Origin of the sequence: Pacificibacter maritimus (genome assembly GCF_003814915.1) — a bacterium.
GTDB classification, from domain to species: Bacteria; Pseudomonadota; Alphaproteobacteria; order Rhodobacterales; family Rhodobacteraceae; genus Celeribacter; species Celeribacter maritimus.
The window spans coordinates 20,164-41,121 of sequence record NZ_RKQK01000003.1; the positions used below are offsets into that span (position 1 = coordinate 20,164).

The 20,958-nt window shown below is 51.7% G+C and carries 20 protein-coding genes; 9 read left to right on the top strand and 11 right to left on the bottom strand.

All coding sequences use genetic code 11. The annotated features are described in order from the left end of the window. Positions 1 to 3 precede the first annotated feature (3 nt). Positions 4 to 942 carry a zinc-ribbon domain-containing protein gene (locus EDD53_RS09425; RefSeq protein ID WP_123793011.1) on the top strand — a complete coding sequence of 313 codons (939 nt, stop codon included), beginning with the start codon at positions 4 to 6 and terminating at the stop codon, positions 940 to 942. Here EDD53_RS09425 and EDD53_RS09430 read toward each other — a convergent pair. From EDD53_RS09430 to argH, 4 genes are all read right to left on the bottom strand, one after another. Next, positions 939 to 3,353: a DUF4175 domain-containing protein gene (locus tag EDD53_RS09430; RefSeq protein ID WP_123793012.1), complete on the bottom strand. Its 2,415-nt coding sequence runs from the start codon at positions 3,351 to 3,353 to the stop codon at positions 939 to 941. The two genes, EDD53_RS09425 and EDD53_RS09430, sit on opposite strands and share 4 nt — an antisense overlap. Positions 3,354 to 3,399: 46 nt before the next feature. Further along, positions 3,400 to 4,668: a diaminopimelate decarboxylase gene (gene lysA / locus EDD53_RS09435; RefSeq protein ID WP_123793013.1), complete on the bottom strand. Its 1,269-nt coding sequence runs from the start codon at positions 4,666 to 4,668 to the stop codon at positions 3,400 to 3,402. 135 nt (positions 4,669 to 4,803) lie between these two features. Then, positions 4,804 to 4,968, bottom strand: a complete 165-nt coding sequence (locus EDD53_RS14850; RefSeq protein ID WP_170162734.1) for a hypothetical protein — start codon at positions 4,966 to 4,968, stop codon at positions 4,804 to 4,806. After that, the gene (gene argH, locus EDD53_RS09440) at positions 4,965 to 6,356 is read right to left on the bottom strand and encodes an argininosuccinate lyase (protein ID WP_123793014.1); all 1,392 of its coding nucleotides are present in this window, start codon (positions 6,354 to 6,356) and stop codon (positions 4,965 to 4,967) included. Before argH ends, EDD53_RS14850 begins: the two co-directional genes overlap by 4 nt. A gap of 12 nt (positions 6,357 to 6,368) precedes the next feature. Between argH and EDD53_RS09445 the strand changes: the two genes are divergently transcribed. Continuing rightward, complete coding sequence (locus EDD53_RS09445) at positions 6,369 to 6,962, top strand: TlpA disulfide reductase family protein (RefSeq protein ID WP_123793015.1); 594 nt, start codon at positions 6,369 to 6,371, stop codon at positions 6,960 to 6,962. On the opposite strand, the gene EDD53_RS09450 is transcribed toward EDD53_RS09445, so the two are convergent. Next, the gene (locus EDD53_RS09450; protein WP_123793016.1) at positions 6,927 to 8,201 is read right to left on the bottom strand and encodes a PAS domain-containing protein; all 1,275 of its coding nucleotides are present in this window, start codon (positions 8,199 to 8,201) and stop codon (positions 6,927 to 6,929) included. The genes EDD53_RS09445 and EDD53_RS09450 overlap by 36 nt on opposite strands. A gap of 332 nt (positions 8,202 to 8,533) precedes the next feature. Between EDD53_RS09450 and EDD53_RS09455 the strand changes: the two genes are divergently transcribed. From EDD53_RS09455 to yddG, 4 genes are all read left to right on the top strand, one after another. Further along, a complete protein-coding gene (locus EDD53_RS09455; RefSeq protein ID WP_123793017.1) occupies positions 8,534 to 9,361 on the top strand; it encodes an EAL domain-containing protein in 828 nt (275 codons plus the stop codon). Between the two features lie 147 nt (positions 9,362 to 9,508). Then, the gene (locus tag EDD53_RS09460) at positions 9,509 to 10,684 is read left to right on the top strand and encodes an acetyl-CoA C-acetyltransferase (protein ID WP_123793018.1); all 1,176 of its coding nucleotides are present in this window, start codon (positions 9,509 to 9,511) and stop codon (positions 10,682 to 10,684) included. 74 nt (positions 10,685 to 10,758) lie between these two features. Continuing rightward, positions 10,759 to 11,481, top strand: coding sequence for an acetoacetyl-CoA reductase (gene phbB / locus EDD53_RS09465; protein WP_123793019.1), 723 nt, complete (start codon positions 10,759 to 10,761; stop codon positions 11,479 to 11,481). 89 nt (positions 11,482 to 11,570) lie between these two features. Next, positions 11,571 to 12,437 (top strand): aromatic amino acid exporter YddG, encoded by an 867-nt coding sequence (gene yddG / locus EDD53_RS09470; protein ID WP_123793020.1) that lies wholly within the window; start codon positions 11,571 to 11,573, stop codon positions 12,435 to 12,437. Positions 12,438 to 12,439: 2 nt separating this feature from the next. Here the strand turns inward: yddG and EDD53_RS09475 are convergent, their stop codons facing one another. From EDD53_RS09475 to EDD53_RS09485, 3 genes are all read right to left on the bottom strand, one after another. Then, positions 12,440 to 12,607 (bottom strand): YdcH family protein, encoded by a 168-nt coding sequence (locus EDD53_RS09475; protein ID WP_123793021.1) that lies wholly within the window; start codon positions 12,605 to 12,607, stop codon positions 12,440 to 12,442. Between the two features lie 139 nt (positions 12,608 to 12,746). Next, a complete protein-coding gene (locus tag EDD53_RS09480) occupies positions 12,747 to 13,505 on the bottom strand; it encodes a tRNA1(Val) (adenine(37)-N6)-methyltransferase (RefSeq protein WP_246002346.1) in 759 nt (252 codons plus the stop codon). Then, positions 13,502 to 13,720 carry a putative signal transducing protein gene (locus EDD53_RS09485; protein ID WP_123793022.1) on the bottom strand — a complete coding sequence of 73 codons (219 nt, stop codon included), beginning with the start codon at positions 13,718 to 13,720 and terminating at the stop codon, positions 13,502 to 13,504. The genes EDD53_RS09480 and EDD53_RS09485 overlap by 4 nt, the downstream gene beginning before the upstream one ends. A gap of 53 nt (positions 13,721 to 13,773) precedes the next feature. On the opposite strand from EDD53_RS09485, the gene EDD53_RS09490 reads away from it, so the two are divergent. Further along, positions 13,774 to 14,772, top strand: a complete 999-nt coding sequence (locus EDD53_RS09490) for a polyprenyl synthetase family protein (RefSeq protein ID WP_123793023.1) — start codon at positions 13,774 to 13,776, stop codon at positions 14,770 to 14,772. A 3-nt stretch (positions 14,773 to 14,775) separates the two neighbouring features. Here the strand turns inward: EDD53_RS09490 and EDD53_RS09495 are convergent, their stop codons facing one another. The 3 genes from EDD53_RS09495 to EDD53_RS09505 all read right to left on the bottom strand — a co-directional run bounded on the left by EDD53_RS09495 (position 14,776) and on the right by EDD53_RS09505 (position 19,062). Further along, positions 14,776 to 15,600 carry a 4-(cytidine 5'-diphospho)-2-C-methyl-D-erythritol kinase gene (locus EDD53_RS09495; protein WP_123793388.1) on the bottom strand — a complete coding sequence of 275 codons (825 nt, stop codon included), beginning with the start codon at positions 15,598 to 15,600 and terminating at the stop codon, positions 14,776 to 14,778. Then, the gene (locus EDD53_RS09500) at positions 15,593 to 17,290 is read right to left on the bottom strand and encodes a tetratricopeptide repeat protein (RefSeq protein WP_170162735.1); all 1,698 of its coding nucleotides are present in this window, start codon (positions 17,288 to 17,290) and stop codon (positions 15,593 to 15,595) included. The genes EDD53_RS09495 and EDD53_RS09500 overlap by 8 nt, the downstream gene beginning before the upstream one ends. A gap of 119 nt (positions 17,291 to 17,409) precedes the next feature. Further along, a complete protein-coding gene (locus EDD53_RS09505) occupies positions 17,410 to 19,062 on the bottom strand; it encodes an electron transfer flavoprotein-ubiquinone oxidoreductase (protein WP_123793025.1) in 1,653 nt (550 codons plus the stop codon). A gap of 237 nt (positions 19,063 to 19,299) precedes the next feature. On the opposite strand from EDD53_RS09505, the gene EDD53_RS09510 reads away from it, so the two are divergent. Both EDD53_RS09510 and greA read left to right on the top strand, forming a co-directional pair. Then, positions 19,300 to 20,307: a phosphatase PAP2 family protein gene (locus tag EDD53_RS09510; RefSeq protein ID WP_123793026.1), complete on the top strand. Its 1,008-nt coding sequence runs from the start codon at positions 19,300 to 19,302 to the stop codon at positions 20,305 to 20,307. Between the two features lie 179 nt (positions 20,308 to 20,486). Then, positions 20,487 to 20,957 carry a transcription elongation factor GreA gene (greA, locus tag EDD53_RS09515; protein WP_123793027.1) on the top strand — a complete coding sequence of 157 codons (471 nt, stop codon included), beginning with the start codon at positions 20,487 to 20,489 and terminating at the stop codon, positions 20,955 to 20,957. Position 20,958: the final 1 nt, after the last annotated feature.

Genomic DNA, 20,958 nt, shown 5'->3' on the forward strand with positions numbered 1-20,958 from the left:
GATATGCGGCTCATTTGTCCCAATTGTGGTGCTCAATACGAAGTTGATGCAAAGGTAATCCCAGCAACAGGGCGCGATGTGCAATGTTCAAACTGTGGACATACATGGTTTCAACAATCCGCCGAAGCGGATGCCGATCTTGCGCAAGAAATGGGGTTTGAACTGACGGCAGAAGATACTGTTTCTGACGCATCCATTGATGCGCCAGAAGATATGCACGACGAACCGCAGGTGCCGAATTTTTCACAAGAACCATATGACGAGGCCGAAGATCAGCCTGCCGAGGGCGCAGAGAAGGATGGTGTTGATCAAGCACCTTCAGACATAAACGTATCGCAAGATGTCCAAAGCGATGAAGCCGACGAATCTACGACACCCCCGATGCAGCGTTCTGCTGTGTCAGATAGTGTGCGTGATATTTTGCGTGCTGAAGTGGAATTTGATCAAGCCAAGCGCGCACCAGACACTTTGGAAACACAACCTGAGCTGGGCTTGGAAGAAGCATCAGATCAAGTAAAGGGGCTTCGCGAACGTATGGCGCGGCTACGCGGGTTGAACCCTGCCGAAGCTGTCGGGGGCTTGGCGTCCGCCACCAGCCGCAAAAGACGTGATCTTTTGCCTGATATCGAAGAAATCAATTCGACATTAAGCGCGGCCTCAGAACGTGATGAAGATGGCAGCATTCCAGACAAACAGACCCGCAGTAATCGTGCCCAACAAACTGGGTTTACGTTGACGTTCATCACATTGATCACCTGTGTTGTGATCTTGGTTTTGCTTTATATTTTGGCCCCTCTTTTGGCGGCGAAAGTGCCTGCATTGGCTGGATTGCTTGAGAGCTACGTCACAAGCGTCAACGCCTTTCGGAGCTGGCTGGACAACACTTTGACGGCCGCCAGTTCACGGTTGAATGCTTTACTCGGTCAGTTAAACGGCAGCTAGAACCGATCCAATAAGCGGTTCAAGTAGTCGCGTTCATTGGCATCTCGGTCTTGTTGCGCGGAGCGGCGCTTGATTTCATCAGCCAAATCCTTGGCTTGGCGCCGCCCTGCATCCGCCTCATTTGAGCCTTCGCCACCAAGCGCCCCGTTGCCTTGATCCCCTGCCCCCCGCCCCAGCGGATCTTGGCCGTTTTGCGCAGATCGTTGCCCTTGTCCGTCTTGTTCGCTTTGGCCCGTCCCATCTTGGGATTGTTGATCTTGCAGGGCTTGCATCCCTTGGCGCAGCAGGTCCATGGCCCGCGCCTGACTGTCTAATGCCCCTGCTAAGTCGTTGTCGCGCAAAGCTTGTTCTGCATCTGACATCGAATTTTCTGCACCCTCAAGTGCCTCGCCAGCTGCATCACCTTGCCCACCTTGGGAGGGTGCTGATTGCGATCCAAGCCCATCTCGCAGAGCTTGCTGGCGATCACTTAATGATCCGCCGTCTTGATCGCCTTGCCCGCCTTGCTCACCTTGATCGCCAAACTGATTTTGCAATTCCGAGAATGTATCGTCGTTCAATTGCTGCTGATCACGCAAGGTCTCTTGCAGATTTTCCATGGCTTCACCCGCACTGCCCTGCCCCGCGCCTTGGGTCACTTGCATATTTTCGAGCAGCTCATTGAGCATCTGCATCAACTGCTGCGCTTCGGCCATGCGCCCTTGTGTCATCAATTCTTGGATGCGGTCCATCAATTCTTGCAACTGATCGCCAGTGATATCACGGGTCTCTTGCGATTGCCCTGATTGAGTATCTTGATCTGACTGCTGCTCAGCCAATTGACGAATATAAGCATCACTGGCGGCACGCAGTTCTTGCATCAACTTTGCTATTTCTTCATCCGTGGCGCCATCGCGCATTGCTTGTGCCAAGCGATCTTGCGCACGGCGCAAACGTTCTAATGCCTCGGATAGCTCTCCATCTTCCAGCTCAATAGCGATATCCCAAAGCGATTGAGCGACCTCATCAACAGTCGCCTTCGTCATGCTCTGCCCGTCTGTCTCAATGAGACCCGCGATGGACCGCAGCCGCAAAAACAGCGCTTGGTCACCGCCATTGATCTCATCTTGGCCATAGCTGATCGCACGGATAACACGCGATGCGCGGGGGGCATTTTCGCGGCTCCACAGCAACTCGCGCCGCACATCAATCAAGGCCGCAGCCAGCGGATCAAAAAATCGCCGCCCCGGCAAAATCCCAAACAAGGGTTCGGCTTGCCCCCTCATGCCAGCGCCATCCCAAGCGGTGAGATTGACCTGCACAGGCAAACCAGAGAACGGGTGCTGCGATAGGTTTTCAGCGACCAAACCTTCGATCTCAGCTGCGCTTGCGCTGCGCGGCAATGGTATTTCCAAGCGAATGTCCACGCGCGGTTCTTGTGCAACTTTATACCCATAGCGCGCCTGAACAGCGTCGAAATCTGTCGAAATGGTCAATTCCGCCCGCGTCACGCCGAAATCATCTGACAGTAAAAATGCCTGCCGCATTTCGCCCGAGACAGCGCGCTCCATTTCACCGACCAGTCGCGCCACAGGTGCATGGTCAGGTAAGAGCGCAACAGACCAGAGTTGATCTTTATCGCCTTTGATTTCAATTTCGCCGTTCTTTTCCAAGGCAAATTCATGTGAGGAACCCGCCTGATCTTGCGCTGCCTCCGTCACAGTTTGGCGCAGCTTTAACGCGTCTTCTTCACCGTAAAGACGGATAATAACTTTAGACGCTGCTGGCGCAGCAAAGGATTGGGGCAGATCTGCCAAGTACAATGTAGGTTTGCCTGTATGCGCGGGCGGCTCTATCCAACCTTCCCATGCAGGGCCAGCAGCAATGATGTTGCGCTGTGCAGTACCTGCACGCCAATCCACAGAAGGGCCAAACAAAGCCGACATAATCAAAGCACCTACAGCAATCAAACGCAGCGCATAAGGGTCACGCGCTGCCAAACGTATCTGTGGCAGCGGTGCCGATGCTTGCTGTGCTGCTTCGGCCATGCGGTTGAGATGGATTTGCCAAAGCGCTCGCGTGGCGGGACCTTCATCTGCATCAGAAAGCGAATCTTCAAGCGCCTGCAAAGGCCTGTTTTGTAAATTCGCATCGATGCGCGCCCGCGCTTGAGAACGGGTTGGACGCTGAAACTTCATCAAGCCAAGCGCAAAACTAGCACTCCATAAAACTGCGCATATAGACGCAAAAGGAAGGCGACCGATCACCGCAGGGACATTCCACAGCAGACCGACCAATCCAACGCACAAAATGACAAAACACAGCCAGAATGCCTGCGCCACACGTTCGACATATAGAAATGCGAAACTGTGCCGCACAATACGCCCGACGTGTTTTTCTGCCGCGATCTGGATTGGCGTTTTGTCGGTCATTAGCCCTGCCTAAAATCGTTTTACAAGGCGCGCCAAAATCAGCCGCCTATTTAAGCCATTCAGGAATGGTATCGCGGTTTAGCATTTCCTCATAGGTCGGGCGCGCACGAATGACAGCAAATTGATCGCCGTGCACCAAGACTTCTGGAATAAGCGGGCGCGAATTATATTCGGATGCCATCACAGCACCGTAAGCACCCGCCGACCTAAAGGCCACCAGATCATCAGCGCCAAGGGCGGTCATGTCACGCGCTTTGGCGAATGTATCGCCCGTTTCGCACACAGGCCCGACGATGTCATAAGCCGCTTTTTCGGCGCCTGCTTTTGCCTCAACCACAGGGATAATATCGTGATGCGCCTCATACATTGACGGGCGGATCAAATCGTTCATCGCTGCATCAATGATCAAGAAATCGCGGCCTTCGCCTTGCTTGAGATAGATAACAGATGACACCATCACCCCTGCATTGCCTGAAATCAAACGGCCTGGTTCAATTTCAATTTCGCACCCTAGATGACCCACCGTGCGGCGGATCACATCGCCATATTCCATGGGCAAAGGTGGCGCGTCATTTGAAGTCTCGTAAGGAATACCAAGCCCGCCGCCCAGATCAAGGCGGCGAATGTTTATGCCATCTGCGCGCAGCGTTTCAGTCAGCTCGGCCACTTTGGTAAAAGCCTGTTCAAATGGATCAAGTTGGGTCAATTGCGAGCCGATATGCACGTCAATCCCAACCACTTCGATGCCTTCCATCTTTGCGGCCTGCGCATAAACAGACCGAGATTTCGCAATCGGAATCCCAAATTTATTCTCGCTTTTGCCCGTGGCAATTTTTGCATGGGTTTTGGCATCAACGTCAGGGTTTACCCGCAAAGCAATCGGCGCTTTGACACCCAAAGACATGGCCACGTCATTGAGTGCTTCAAGTTCAGGTTCAGATTCGACATTGAACTGGCGAATGCCCCCAGTCAGCGCTGTGCGCATTTCTTCGCGGGTTTTGCCCACGCCAGAAAAAACGATCCGTTCCCCCGGCACACCAGCTGCGCGCGCTTTCAAATATTCGCCCATGGATACAACATCGATACCCGCGCCCAAGTCACCAATCAATTTTAGCACAGCCAAGTTTGAATTGGATTTCATTGCAAAGCAGATCAAGTGATCCATGCTGTGCAAAGCTTCATCAAACAAAGTGAAATGGCGTGTCAAAGTGGCGGTTGAGTAGCAATAAAACGGCGTCCCCACCTTGGCCGCGATGTCTGTCAGTGCCACGTCTTCTGCGTGCAAAACACCGTCGCGATAAATGAAGTGATCCATGAGGGGGCGCCTTTCAATGTCAGTTTGCGTTGAGATACTGGAATTCACGCCCCATGAAAAGACGCCAATCGGGATGCAACGAAAAAGAGCGCCCCGATTGGGACGCTCTCAAACATGATATCGGACAAGACAGGTTTAGCCGCCGAAATGGATGCCGATTGATGTCGATGTGCTCATTCCGCTGTTTGAATTCAGCGACACCGCAGTTTCACCAGATACGCGGGGCGGCTTAGGGTCACCATCTGCGCCACAGGCGGCCAAAAAGCCACAAGACAAAACAGTTAGAATGATCGTTTTCATTTCAAAGCCTCTTTCCAACGCGCTATTTGCGCCCGCACCTGCACAGGTGCAGTCCCACCGTAGCTTGTGCGCGATGCCACTGAATTTTCAACTGTCAAAACAGTAAACACATCGTCAGTTATTGCAGAATGCGCGGCTTTCATCTCATCAAGGCTTAAATCGGGTAAATCACAGCCTTTGGATTCGGCCAAAGCGACCAAAGCGCCCGTTACATGATGGGCATCGCGGAATGGCAAACCAGCCTCGCGCACCAGCCAATCGGCCAAATCGGTTGCAGTCGAGAATCCCGATGCAGCCGCGGCCCGCAGGCTGTCTACATTCGCAGTCATGTCAGAAACCATGCCTGTCATCGCAGCCAACGCCAACATCAGGTTGTCAGCCGCATCAAAGACCTGTTCTTTGTCTTCTTGCATGTCTTTGGAATAGGCCAAAGGCAGGCCTTTCATCACGGTAAACAGCGCAACCATTGCGCCCATTATGCGACCAACTTTGGCACGAATAAGTTCGGCTGCATCAGGATTTTTCTTTTGCGGCATGATCGATGAGCCCGTGGAAAACCGATCGGAAAGGGTAACAAAGCGGAATTGCGCAGAAGACCAGATCACCAGTTCTTCGGCAAAGCGCGACAGGTGCATCGCCGTGATCGACGCGCAGGATAAGAATTCAAGCGCGAAGTCACGGTCAGCAACGGCATCCAGTGAGTTCGCTGTTGGGCGATCAAAGCCCAACGCTTCGGCTGTCATGTGGCGGTCGATCGGAAACCCCGTGCCAGCAAGCGCGGCGGATCCCAGCGGATTTTCGTTCATCCGCGCGCGCGCATCTTTGAAACGCGACACATCGCGGCCAAGCATTTCAACATAGGCCATCATGTGGTGGCCCCATGTGACAGGCTGCGCGGTTTGCAAATGTGTAAAGCCAGGCATGACCCAATCAGCGCCCGCTTCGGCTTGATCCAAAAGCGCGCCTATCAAAGCTTCTAGGCCTTGAATTGCGGCGTCCATTTGATCGCGGGTCCACAATTTGAAATCTGTTGCGACCTGATCATTGCGTGAGCGCGCTGTGTGCAAGCGCCCTGCTGGTTCGCCGACAATTTCTTTCAAACGCGCTTCGACATTCATGTGGATGTCTTCAAGTGCGGTGGAAAATTCGAATTTGCCGCTCTCAATTTCTGACAAAACCGTGAGAAGGCCTTCACGGATCACTTCGGCATCGCTATCAGTAATGATGCCTTGAGTGGCAAGCATCGCAGCATGAGCGCGAGAGCCTGTGATGTCTTGGAACGCCAGCCGCTTGTCATAGCCGATCGAAGCATTGATTGCTTCCATGATTGCGTCTGGGCCTGCAGCGAAACGCCCGCCCCACATCGCGTTAGATTTTTTGTCAGTCATGGACACACCCAGATGTTTAAAATGCTAAAGATTGCTTTCCTCTACACGGCCCTGAGCCTTACTGCAATTGCTGCGCAGGGGTTGGATATGGCAAAAATTGACGAAATGCGCGCGGGATCAATGCGAAAGCTTGTGTTTCACAAAGATGCGAAAGATGTATCCCAGCTGCCTTTTACCACGCCCGAAGGCGAAGAATTTCAGTTATCAGATTTTCGCGGCGATTATATCTTACTGAATTTTTGGGCCACTTGGTGCGTGCCATGCCGCACAGAAATGCCTGATCTTGATGCTCTTGCAAAAACCTATGACGGCAAAGGGTTAAAGGTTTTGACCGTTGCATCGGGGCACAATCCTTTGCCTGCGATCACTAAGTTTTATCGGGATGCAAACCTTGAAACCCTTCCGACCCTGCTGGACCCTAAGGGCAGCTTTTCCCGCGACATGGAAGTTTTGTTTCTGCCTATCACAGTATTGATTTCCCCAGAAGGACAGGAAGTCGCACGGATGAAAGGCGATGCAGAATGGTTTTCAGAGGACGCACGTCTGCTTATTGATGCCCTAATCCAAGATTCAGCGGCGCAGACGACTGGCGCTGACCATCGCTGAGTTTTTCATCACAGTTTCCAAACAGGAAGAAATTTTGTCCGCCTGAAACAGAATTTGTTCCAATGACCGATCAATTTCTTTGTGAAATTTATCAAGTTGGTCAATCACAGGTGTCAATGAAACTGAATTTGCGCCTAAGCGGCCTGCTTCCACACGGCACAGCACACGAATAGAATCGAGCCCCGCCACCAATTGGCGCATATCTTTCGATGAGCGCGCAAGCCCAACCACATCGCGACTAACGCCATTGAGGGCCTGCACAGCATCCTTACTAAACTGCGTCCGTAACGCCTTTGCCTCACTGGCTACATCTACGTTACTGACGCCACCCTCGACTGCGTTATCCCTCGACATAAGGGTGTCGCTGAGCTCACCAAATAATGCCGATGCAGACACAAGAAACACAACATTCTGAACGCGCGCAGAAACTGCAGCCGATACCGTTTCCTTTTCACCCTCAATTTTGAAGCCCTTCAGGTGCCCATGCACCTCATCAGACATCAATCGATAGTTTTGTGAAATCGCTGAAATAGGGCCACCTGCAGGCTCCAATCGCGATGCGACAATGCGCATATTTGATGGAATGCCGCGAATCGCCTTGAAAAAGCCGAAGAGCTTTTCTTGTTCAGCGCCAAGAGCCATGAGCGCTGTCGACATATCGGTTAAAGTTGTCGAAAGCTTATTGGACACGCGCCCCAATATTTTATCGCGTGCCTGCCCTTCAGCTCCCAAAGCCTGTGCTTCGAAATTCGCGTAATCGACATAGCCAAGATCCTGAATCGCTGACAAAATATGTGCAGAACTGTCTTGCGCTGAAAGGCCTGCCTTTTCCTGTTCCAAGGCGGTGGAATAGATCTGGCGAACAGCATCGAATATGTCTGAGGACGGCTTGAAACTCATTGATAAATACCCCCCCTCAATCGGGGCCATCACACAAAAAACCCAATAGGCATCGCCCGTTTTGGATTGATTTAAAATATAGGCTGCAACTGATTTCCCGCTTTGGAGCACCGACCAGATATGGTGGAACATCCCTTTCGGCATGTCAGGATGTCGCAGTAGGCTATGAGGCGCCTTCTCTAACTCACCCCAATCAAAGCCCGACACGCGCTCAAAGGCGGAATTACCCGCAGTTATAACACCTGTTTCATCGGTGCAGGCGCATAACACCTCATCACAATTAAATTGCACTTCAATTTGTTTGCCATGGAATGCGGAGTGATCGTGTTGAAAGCTCATGTTCTACCCAAATCTGATTTATGCCCCATGCTACCCGCCCCGACCTTTCTATGAAGTTAACTTTGCCCGCATAGATCCCGCTTTGTGAGTCGAAAAGTTGACCTAGCGGCAATAGAAATCGACCCTGTGGAAAAAACCTAAAATCTGTTTCAATCTTGCGCGATGCCAAGCCAAAGATGTGGTAAATTGAATAAAGTATAGCAACTTCAACACCTTGAACATTTGACATAACTTTGCGCCAAAACTGTCGAAAACTGACGAATTTACATGCTGTTATCTACTCTGGGCCATGCTGACCCAAAGGCGACATGTAGCCGTGTGAAGGAGCAGATATGACCCAATCAGTACAAGCACCAAACGGATTTGATAACCCGTTGAATGCGGCAATCACGGAACGAGATCGCAATACAATGCAAATGGTCCGAGACGCGATAAAGAACAAGCAAGTGATGCTTGCCTATCAACCTGTCGTGCAAACCTGCAGACCAGATCGCCCCGCATTTCAAGAGGGGTTGTTGCGCGTTCTCGACCGCACTGGGCGCGTGATCCCCGCCCGCGAATTTATTGAAGTGGCAGAAACATCCGAAACAGGGCGCGCCTTGGACTGTTTGGCGATCGAAATAGGCCTGAAAACCTTGTTGGACCACCCAGACTTGCGCTTGTCGATAAATATGTCTGCACGCTCCATTGGATATCCACGCTGGAAAGAAACTTTGCTGAATGGGCTGAAGAAAGACCAAACAATTGCAGAGCGCCTGATCTTGGAAATTACAGAAAGTTCCGCCATGTTAATGCCTGACTTGGTCAGCTTCTTCATGACCGAATTGCAAGCGATGGGTATTTCATTCGCACTTGATGACTTTGGCGCAGGTTATACTGCATTCCGATATTTTAAGGATTTCTACTTTGATATGGTGAAAATCGACGGCGCCTTTATTCGCGGGATCGCGCATACGCCTGACAATCAGATTTTGACCCGCGCCCTTGTGTCCATCGCTCAACATTTTGACATGTACACGGTGGCTGAATTTGTCGAAACCAAAGAGGATGCCGAGTATCTGACCTCTATCGGGATCGACTGTTTGCAAGGTCACTACTTTGGCGCGGCAACGGTAGATCCGATTTGGAAAGCCCGTGCATCGCAAAAAATCGCCAGCTGATCAATTTGCTTGCGCCATAAGTGCGACCACCATTGCGTAAAGTAAACTTGCACCATACTCTCTTTATAGGGGAGTTCTAAAGTTGGTAAAACGTGGCTTGAGCTCGCGATCTCCCCCTGCGAAATACTAAGGAGAGATAGCAAAATCATGACCAATGTCGTAATCGCCTCTGCTGCGCGAACACCTGTCGGTAGCTTTTCTGGCGCCTTCGCCAACACCCCTGCACATGAACTCGGTGCCACCGTTTTAGAAGCCCTTGTTGCCCGTGCGGGTATCGAAAAACACGAGGTAAACGAGACAATTTTGGGCCAAGTCTTGACCGCAGGCCAAGGACAAAATCCTGCGCGTCAGGCGCATATTCTGGCTGGCTTGTCACAAGAGGCGTCAGCTTGGAGCATAAATCAAGTCTGTGGTTCAGGCCTGCGTACAGTCGCGCTTGCAGCGCAACATATTATGCTGGGTGATGCCGATATCATTTGCGCAGGCGGGCAAGAAAACATGTCTATGTCGCCCCATGTGGCAAACCTGCGAGCGGGTCACAAAATGGGCGATATGCAGTTTATCGACTCGATGATCAAAGATGGTCTTTGGGATGCCTTTAACGGCTACCATATGGGCATCACCGCTGAAAACGTCGCAAAACAGTGGGATATCAATCGCGAAACACAAGATGCTTTCGCACTCGCATCGCAAAACAAAGCTGAAGCTGCACAGCTAGCTGGTAAATTTGTCGACGAGATTGTTCCTTTCACCGTCAAAACACGTCGCAGCGAAACGGTTGTCGATGCAGATGAATACATCCGTCATGGCGCGACACTCGAAAGCCTGCAAAAATTGCGTGCAGCCTTTGATCGCGAAGGCACAGTCACAGCCGGCAATGCTTCGGGTATCAATGATGGTGCCGCAGGCGTGCTTTTGATGTCGGCAGACAATGCCGCAAAAAGAGGCATCAAACCGCTGGCGCGCATTGCCTCATATGCGACCGCAGGCCTTGATCCATCAATCATGGGTGTCGGCCCTATTCACGCTTCTAAGAAAGCACTCGAAAAAGCGGGTTGGAAAGCCGAAGATCTTGATCTCGTCGAAGCCAACGAAGCCTTCGCGGCGCAGGCTTGCGCTGTCAACAAAGACATGGGCTGGAACCCAGAGGTGGTGAATGTCAATGGCGGCGCTATCGCGATTGGTCACCCAATTGGCGCTTCTGGTGCTCGTATCTTGAATACTTTGCTGTTCGAAATGCAACGCCGCGACGCGAAGAAAGGTCTTGCGACCCTATGTATCGGTGGCGGCATGGGCGTGGCCCTTTGCGTCGAGCGCGATTGATCCATGAACCGCACAGCCCATGCGCTGTGCGGTGCTGCTATTTTCTAGAGGAATTATAAGAAAGGGAGGGCACTATGGCTAAAGTTGCGGTGGTAACAGGAGGCACCCGCGGAATCGGAGCCGCTATTGCAAAAGCGTTGAAAAACGAAGGCTATCACGTGGCTGCAAATTATGCAGGCAACGATGAAGCCGCAAAAGCATTCTCAGCCGATACGGGAATACAGACCTTTAAATGGGATGTGTCGGATTACGAAGCCTCTAAATCTGGGCTTGCAGAGGTAGAGGCGGCTTTGGGGCCCGTTGATATCGTGGTTGCAAACGCTGGGATCACACGGGATGCCCCCTTTCACAAGATGACCCCCGAACAATGGACTCAAGTCATCGACACCAATTTAACAGGTGTATTTAACACAGTTCATCCCGTTTGGCCGGGCATGAGAGAGCGCAAATTTGGGCGCGTCATCGTGATCTCATCTATCAATGGGCAAAAAGGTCAATTTGCGCAGGTTAATTATGCTGCAACCAAAGCGGGCGATTTGGGGATTGTGAAATCCTTAGCTCAAGAGGGTGCCCGCGCAGGCATCACCGCCAATGCAGTTTGTCCTGGCTATATCGCAACAGATATGGTGATGGCGATACCAGAAGAGGTTCGCACCAAAATCATCTCGGGAATTCCTGCGGGTAGATTTGGCGATCCTGATGAAATCGCGCGCTGCGTCACGTTTTTAGCAAGTGACGACTCTGGCTTTATAAATGGCTCGACCTTGTCGGCAAACGGCGCACAAATTTGCAGCTAATGCTGCGCAGGCCATAAAAAATAAGCCCCTCTTTTACGGAAGTGGGGCTTGTTATTGACACCGACTAAAAACGGTGCACAAGCCTACATATGACACAAAAATCAGCGACACTTGTTGGCCTTTGCGCCATTATTCTTTGGGCTCTTCTGGCTTTATTTACAGTCGGAACAGATCCGATTCCCCCCTTGCAGTTGAATGCAATGTGTTTTGCATTGGGCAGCATAATTGGATTTATTTGGCTGGCTTGGACCGACAAATGGAGCGATCTGAGAACCATCCCCCTATCTGTCTATGCCTTTGGTACTGTTGGATTATTTGGATATCACTTTTTATATTTTTCAGCCCTGCGCGCAGCGCCCCCAGCAGAAGCGGGGCTGATTGCTTATCTTTGGCCTCTGCTCATCGTGCTGTTTTCTGGCCTTTTGCCCAATGAAAAACTGAAAGCCCTGCACATCCTCGGAGCGATCGTGTCCTTTTCGGGGGCCAGCTTGATCGTGGCAGCAGGCGCAGACTTTAGTGTGGAAAACATATTTGGCTATGCTTTGGCCTTGGCCTGCGCGTTTACGTGGTCTGGATATTCAGTGCTATCGCGCCGTCTTGGCACAATTTCAACGGCTTCCGTGGTGGTATTTTGTTCGGCGACCGCTGTGTTATCAGCTTTGGCGCATTTGGCATTGGAAACAACGGCTTGGCCGACAGCACCTATCGGCTGGGTATCCGTTTTGGGTCTCGGATTAGGCCCAGTCGGCGCTGCATTTTATTTGTGGGATATCGGGGTGAAACGCGGCAACATCCAAGTCTTGGGTGTTCTATCTTACGCAGCCCCATTGCTATCGACTTTCGTCCTAATCGTAGCAGGCGTAGCGCAGGCGCGTATGTCATTGATCGTTGCCGCCATTTTGATTGCGACAGGCGCCGGCTTGGCAGCTTTTGCGAGCCGCCAAACCGAAGGATAAGTTTAGGTAGAGGAGAGACGTGAAATTTCTTCTTTAATACGAAGTTTTTGTTTTTTCAGATCTACAATCCGCAGGTCATCGGTGCCTGGGGCACGCTGCTCATGTTCGACGGCTTCGGAGAGACTTTGGTGTTTTTTCTTCAACTCGTGGATGTGGGAACTCAAATTCATTACATATCCTCTTCTGTGCTGATGATCGGCCAAGTATGTAGGCCGCATGACAAGTCGAGCATATTTTTTGCTCTGTGTCACCTCTGTGTTACGAAAAACTTCGTAGGTCTAGATTGATGCGCTAAACCTTGCCAAAAGGTTAATCCCCCCAACCCAAAGCAGCGGAATGTCGCAAAATAGCTAAGGCTTGTTCACTATAGCTATCCCCATCCCTTTCATGGCGTGGGCCATCATGCATACGCAGTGGGGCTTCCAACACGAAATCAGCACGCCCTAATTTGCGAGCCTGCACAATCACAAGGCGCGCCTCGCGATCACTGCGCGCTTGGATAGGTCGCACCCGCACAGAGCCAAGTCGCCCATGTAAATTTGCCAAAATATCCAGCAATCGGTCAGCTTTTTGGATCATTGTAAAATACCCGCGCGGACCCAAACGCTTTGACGCCAGATCAATCCATGTCTCAAGCGGTGTTTCGCCGCTGACGGCAACATTGCGCCCCTCATCATTCGAGGCGGTGAATTTGTTTTTCAGGTAATAGGGCGGATTGGCGATGACGTGATCAAACCGTCGATCGCGCACAGACAAGGGCATAGACTGAATATCAGCTTGGACCACTTCCATATCAGCGCCGTTACGCACCGCATTTCTGCGCGCGAGATCTGCATAAAGTCCCTGCATTTCAACGCCAACAAAGGACAATCCAGAGACACGCGCGTTAAGACACAAAGATGCGGCCCCTGCCCCACAGCCCAGTTCTAAAACGGTCTGTCCTGCCTGTGCGGGGGTGGCAGCGGCCAGCAAAACGGGATCAATACCTGCGCGATACCCCTTTGCAGGCTGAAGCAGTTTCACGCGCCCCATCAAAAAATCATCACAGGTCTCTGATGTCGCGATCACTCGGCTTCCAATTCAAAATCATTTTCGATCAAGATTCGGCGCGCTTGGGCCAGATCAGCGTCTAACACCATCAAGCGGCGCGGCAATATGCCTATGGATCCTTCGAGGACGCTCATATGGACGTCCATTTCAAAGCAGTTTATATCCTCATCCGAGAGCAAGGCTTTCGCATAGATGATTTGCATCGGGTTGTTTGTGCGTAGAAGCTGTTTCATGATTCCGATTTAACGACAGACCTATGGGTTTGTCGAGTGAAGGACGCGGCCATATGGGCATGGATAACGTAACCGTTAAACCACACGAAAAACTGGCATTGGCGCTGGAGGCCGAACTGGCCGCCGTCAACACGCTCATCCGCGACCGCATGGCATCGAAACATGCCCCACGTATTCCCGAAGTGACGGCGCATTTGGTCGAAGCTGGTGGCAAACGCTTGCGCCCGATGTTGACCTTAGCAGCAGCAAAAGCCTGTGGATATACAGGGCCTTACCACATTCATTTGGCCGCAACGGTTGAATTCATTCATACGGCGACTTTGCTGCATGATGATGTAGTTGATGAAAGCGCCCAGCGCCGTGGTCGCCCTACGGCCAATCTTTTGTGGGACAATAAATCATCTGTTTTGGTGGGCGACTACCTGTTTGCGCGGTCTTTTCAATTGATGACCGAATGCAATTCCATGCGCGTCATGCATATTTTATCGGGCGCCTCGGCGACGATTGCAGAAGGCGAAGTGTTACAGCTGACCGCAGCGCAAGACCTAAGCACCAGTGAAGATATTTATCTGCAAGTTGTGCGCGGCAAAACCGCAGCGCTGTTTTCTGCTGCCACAGAAGTGGGTGGTGTCATTGCCGATGCAGACCCCACTGTGGTGCAAGCGCTTTTCGATTACGGCGATGCTTTGGGCGTGTCTTTCCAGATTGTCGATGACCTGCTTGATTTTGAGGGCACAGGCCAGACAGGTAAAAATATCGGCGATGATTTCCGCGAACGTAAATTGACCCTGCCCATGATCAAAGCCATCGCCAAAGCGGATGCGACAGAGCGTGCTTTTTGGGTGAAAACCATCGAAAAAGGCAAGCAAGACGATGGCGATCTGGATCATGCGATCAATATTTTACGAAAACACAATGCCCTAGCGGATACGCGCCTTGTCGCACTGGATTGGGCCGACAAAGCCAAAGCCGCTTTGCTGGCGCTACCTGAAAGCGAGATTCGCCAGATGCTCAGTGATATTGCCGATTACGTGGTCGCCCGATTGCGCTGATCGTTAGGGCAGCGTCGTCGCGGCTTTAACCCACCACCATGGATTGCTTTGGCTGATCTGTGCGGCCGCGTCCTGTGCCGTGGCGCGGTCGGGATAAATCGCAAAGCAGGTTGCGCCAGATCCAGACATGCGCGTCAAAAGCACATCGGGGGACAGAGCCAAAGACACCAAAACAGCCGCGATTTCGGGGGCGAGTTTGGCTGCTGGTTCTTGCAAATCATTGCGCTGGGTACCCAGCCAATCCACAAAGGCCAAACTATCGGGCCATTCGGGCAACGTATCTGGCATCGGCGCGTTATCTTTGCGATCCAAGCGCTTAAACACATTTGGGGTCGCCACTTCGACCCGAGGGTTGACCAGAACCAAATGCAAAGCAGGCAGCGGCGTTTCAACCAAATCATTGCCTATGCCGCGCATTCTTGCAGATTTAGACGCCAAGCAGACAGGCACATCAGCGCCCAGTAAGAGCGCATGATCGTGGCCCATCAGAGGGCCTCCCAAACGTGCAGCAGCGCGCAGGGCGGCTGCCGCATCAGCAGAGCCACCACCGATCCCTGATGACGGGGGCAGATGTTTATCCAGCGTTAGAGCCATCGGATACCCGCAAGCCTCTGCCGCTTTCACAACCAAATTGCTGCCATCTGTAGGCACGCCTTGGGCAAAAGGCCCTTCAACAGTAAGGCTTGTGTGCTGCGCAGCCTCTGCTGTGACCTGATCGCCGACATCGACAAAGGCAACAAGGCTATCGAGCAGATGATACCCATCGTTTCTTTGCCCTGTCACATGCAGCGACAGGTTAATTTTCGCGGGCGCAAAGACTTTAACCATCGATAGCAACGCGGGTGGGTTCTGCACCTTCATTGATCAAGACCTGATCCAAACCGACTGCTAGTTTTTCGCGAATACGAGCGGCATCTTTTTCTTCTGGTTCAAAAGACAAGGCGCGTGTCCACTGGAATTTTGCCTCACGCTCGCGCCCCACGGCCCAATATACATCGCCCAAGTGGTCATTGATGATTGGATCCACTGGCAACAAGGCTGCGGCTTTTTCCATAGGGGCCACGGCTTGTTCGAATTGGCCTAAACGGTATAGACCCCAGCCCAAGCTATCTGTGATAAAGCCGTCATTGGGACGCGCGGCGACCGCAGCGCGGATCATCGACATAGCCTCATCTAGGTTGGTGTTCATCTCAACAAAGGAATAGCCCATGTAATTGAGCACCTGCGGTTGCGCGGGGCGCAATTCAAGCGCTTTGCGAAAATCTGCTTCGGCTTTGTCCCATTGGTCACTGCGTTCATAGGCGATTCCACGGGTGAAAAACAAAGGCCACTGTGCGACGGTTGGCTCAGGGGTCATCGCCAGCGCTGTGCTATAGGCCTCGATGGCCTCTTTATAGCGCTCACCGCGCCGCATCGCATCACCCAATGACACCGCAACTTCGGGCAGATCACTGTGCGTTTTATACAAAGACCGCAAAATTTCTATTTCGGCCTCTGTTTTATCTTGCGCACGAAAAGCCTCTGCGCGCCCCAATTCGCCGACGTAATAGATGGGCGATTTGGGGTCGATCTTGTCATAAACGTCAATCGCCAGATCATAATGCCCCAAACGCTCCAAGATATTGGCCACGCTAAATGCATAGGTTGCGCGATCAGAGCGCAGGCTTAGAGCGGTGCGCGCATAGAGCAAAGTATAGCTGTCGTCCATTTCGCCCGTGAGCATTTCGGCCACAGCGCTGAACACTTCAGCTATGCCGTCTTGAGCGCTGCGTACGATGGTAAAGGGCAAGGGATTGCCCGTTTCCATCAGGTCCACCAAGGTTGCAATCAGCGGGTCATTGGTTGGCCCAAAGGCTTCGTCAATCAACACCAGTGCTTCATCGTTGCGGTCGAGTTGACTAAGCATATGCACGCGGGCAAAAATAATTCCGCCCAGCTGTGGCATGTCAGGGTCGTCCAGAATTTCAAGTCCGCCTTCAAAGTCGCCAACCATAGCCAACGCCAAAGCGCGATTATAAGGCCCGAAGAAACTCAGCCCTTCGGCACTTGCTTCGAACTTGTCGAACTCTTGCAAGGCGGCAGTGACATCGCCTTTGCCGATGTAGACCCAAGCGCGGGTCAGCCCATCAATAATTTTGGAAATACCTTCGCCTGTATCAAGCTCTTTCAGCAGCTTGTCCCATTCCCCCGCCTGCGCATACGATTCGATCAAAACTATCGCAGCAAGCTGGTTATCGGGATCAAGGCTTTTCAAAGTGATCGCAGCGCCGAGAGCTTCATCAAAGGCCCCCATCGACACTTTTGCGGAAATCAAGGTTTCCAACAAAGCGACGTTTTGAGGGTCGTTGACCAAAGCTTTCTGGGCGTAAAAGGCTTGTTCTTTGTAATCGCGCCCGAGTGAAGCTTGCCGCGTTGCCAGATATGCACCTGCATCCGCAAAGCTCGGCGTTGCTGTCGAGGTTAGCATCATAGCCGATAAGCCGAGTGCCACACATTTCGAAATCAAAGACTGGTTCACGCATATCTCCTTTTGGACATAAGGCAAGCCTAGCGCGCTCATGACGGGGCTGCAATCGCTTAGGGGGGCCGAAAAGCCCCCCTAAACTGTTCACAATATTAGCATTCGCAAAGAAGCGCCTACATATTTGGATAATTCGGCCCATCACCACCTTGGGGAACTGTCCAAGTGATGTTTTGGCTGGCCTCTTTGATGTCGCATGTTTTGCAATGCACACAGTTTTGGAAATTCACCACAAACTTAGGCTCTTGGTTTTCTTCCGTCAGATATTCGTAAACGCCCGCAGGACAATAGCGTGCCGATGGTCCGCCGTAGATGTCATAATCGACTTTGATTGCGACTTCAGGGTCGTTAAGGCGCAGATGGCTGGGCTGGCTTTCTTCATGGTTGGTCGCTGCGAAAGACACGTTGGTCAAGCGATCAAAGGACAAAACACCATCGGGTTTCGGGTAATTGATCTCAGGGTAGTCACCAACTTTCCCTGTGCTTTCGGCATCAGTTTTGCCGTGTTTTACAGTGCCAAACACAGAGGCCCCGAACAGGGTGTTGGACCACATATCCAAGCCGCCTAAAGCAAGGGATGGGTATAGGCCAAACTTAGACCACAAGGGTTTCACATTGCGTACTTTTTTCAAATCCTGACCAACCGCACCGTTGCGCAATTCTGCCTCATAGGCTTCAAGCGTATCGCCTGAACGCCCAGCCGTGATCGCATCAAATGCGGCTTCGGCTGCGGCCTTGCCCGACAACATCGCATTGTGGTTGCCTTTGATGCGCGGCACATTCACCAGCCCAACAGAACATCCCAGCAAAGCCCCGCCAGGAAAGGCGGATTTTGGCATCGACTGATAGCCGCCCTCAGAAATCGCGCGCGCGCCATAAGCCACGCGTTTGCCGCCTTTTAGCAGTTCAGCAACCATGGGATGATGCTTGAACTGTTGGAATTCCATGTAAGGGAACACGTTCGGGTTCTTGTAGTTCAAGTGAACGACAAAACCGATAAACACCTGATTGTTTTCAGCGTGATAGACAAAAGCACCACCACCAGATTTGCTATTCAAAGGCCAGCCCATAGTGTGGGTTACGGTGCCTTCTTTGTGTTTCTCTGGGTCGATTTCCCAAATTTCTTTCATACCAAGGCCGAATTTTTGAACATCGCGCCCCGCAGACAGATCATATTTTTCGATGACTTCTTTAGACAATGATCCGCGCACACCTTCGGATAGCAAAACGTATTTGCCGTGCAACTCCATGCCTGGCTCTGTATCAGGGCCGATGGTGCCGTCCGCCTCTAGGCCGAATACGCCTGCGACCACGCCTTTGACTTCGCCGTTGTCGCCGTAGACCAATTCGGAACACGCCATGCCAGGAAAGATTTCGACGCCCAGTTCTTCAGCCTGCTCAGCCATCCAGCGGCAGACATTCCCCATAGAAACAATGTAATTGCCGTGGTTATTCATGAGAGGTGGCATCGGGAAGTTCGGAATGCGGATTTGACCAGCTTCACCCAAGACATAGAAGTTGTCTTGTTTCACAGGCGTATTCAAAGGCGCGCCTTTGGCTTTCCAGTCGGGGATCAGAGCATCAAGGCCGCATGGATCAAGCACAGCGCCCGACAAAATATGCGCGCCAACTTCAGACCCTTTTTCCAAAACAACAACGTTTAGATCAGCATCAAGCTGCTTAAGGCGAATAGCCGCCGACAGACCCGCAGGCCCCGCACCAACGATGACAACATCGTATTCCATCGTTTCGCGTTCGATTGCTGACATACTTACACTCCCCAAAGTCGTAAACCGTGTTGATCCTTCCTACCCTCTCGACGGTATAAAGGTCAATTTCGCTGGCATATTTTTTATGAATAGTGACCGACAGTTAAGGATGAGCCTCAGATATGCCGAAGTCTTCCCTGATATGACCATACTCCATACGAAATATTGCCACATTTACCAAAGAACTTGGGGGTAAAAGACCTTTTAAAAAAACGCCCCAACCCTTGAGCAGCGAAAATGATTTTAGAAAACCGTTCATTCAACACCCCGTATATTCGCTTTTGTGCAATATTCTTTGCTCTCTCCATTGCATTTGTTGCAGTGGTACGCGATTTTTCGTTCGATTTTATCCCAGCGGGGATCAATAAAATCCTCGGCCTGTCGCACTTCATGCTGTCGGGCCCTTGGATCTGGATCGCTTTCCCATTGGTCATTTATTTATATCGCATAGACAAACAACGCGGGCGAGAATTGATCGGCGTTAGCTTGGCGACAATCGCGCTCTCAGCTGCCTTTGCGACGAGCAAAGCGACCATTCCGACAGTCAATCCATTTTGGGCGGACCCAATGCTCACGCGCCTAGACTTGATTATCTTCAACGGCCGACACGGTTTCGAGTGGGCGCATGAACTGGGCGCAGATTTTCTGAATGCCGACGGTGTTGCCACGACTTATGCCAAAACTTGGGCGGCGCTCTCGCTCCTCTTTCCCATGATCGTGACCGCGAGCGACAGTAACCTAGAACGCCGCCAAAGATACCTGATGGTCTATGCAATCACTTGGGTCTTTTTGGGTGTCGTTTTAGCAATGGTCATGTCATCCGCAGGCCCCGTGTTCGCAGATGCCATTACAGGACGAACAGATTTTGCGGCCCTGCACCCCTCGCTCTACGCTGTGGGGCTTGAGGGCAGCCTTATCGACCAGATGCAACAGTTTTTGTGGAGCGAATACACCTATGACGCGGGCGCGCAACTCGCGGGCACGGGCATTTCCGCTTTCCCATCGTTGCACGTGGCGATGGCAGCCTTGTGGTGTTTATATATTTGCGAGCGCAGCCCGTATTTTGCGCCGCTTGGCATTACATATCTTGTGCTGATTTGGTTCCTATCCATTTATACTGGCTATCATTACGCGACCGATGGCCTGATTTCCACGCTTCTGGTTGCAGCCATCAATTGGCTGTTTCTCAGGCGGCGCAGCGGCACATCACAGTGGGCAAGCAAACAAGATTTTGCTCTAAGCTGACCACACGTGCTGGCTATAAGTCCACACATGGTTTTGAATCTCAAAAGCAGAGCTTTGGCAGCAAAATCGCGCCTGCCCTCTTGCATTCTCGCTCCAATCAGGGTCAGGTGTCCGAACTGAAAAACAACAACAAGACGCGCGGCACCTTGCCGTGGCGTCTATTCGTGCGAATGAGTGCTATGGAAAAGATTCTAATGACCCGCGCTGGCCATGCCGCGCTGAGTGCTGAGCTCAAAAACCTCACATCCGTTGAACGCCCTGCAATTATCCAAGCGATTGCAGAAGCCCGCGAACATGGGGATTTGTCTGAGAATGCTGAATATCATTCTGCCCGCGAAAAACACAGCTTCATTGAAGGTCGCGTAAAAGAGCTAGAGGGCATTTTGTCTTTGTCTCAAATCGTTGATCCCAAAACCTTGTCTGGCACCATAAAATTTTCAGCCACAGTCACAATCGTGGATGAAGATACAGATGAGGAAAAAACCTATCAAATCGTTGGACAACACGAGGCAGACATCGAAAGAGGTTTGCTCAACATTCAATCCCCTATCGCCCGCGCCCTGATTGGCAAAGAAGAAGGCGACAGCGTTGACGTGCGCACGCCTGGCGGACTGAAAAGTTATGAGATTCTGAAAGTCGCTTATATCTGAT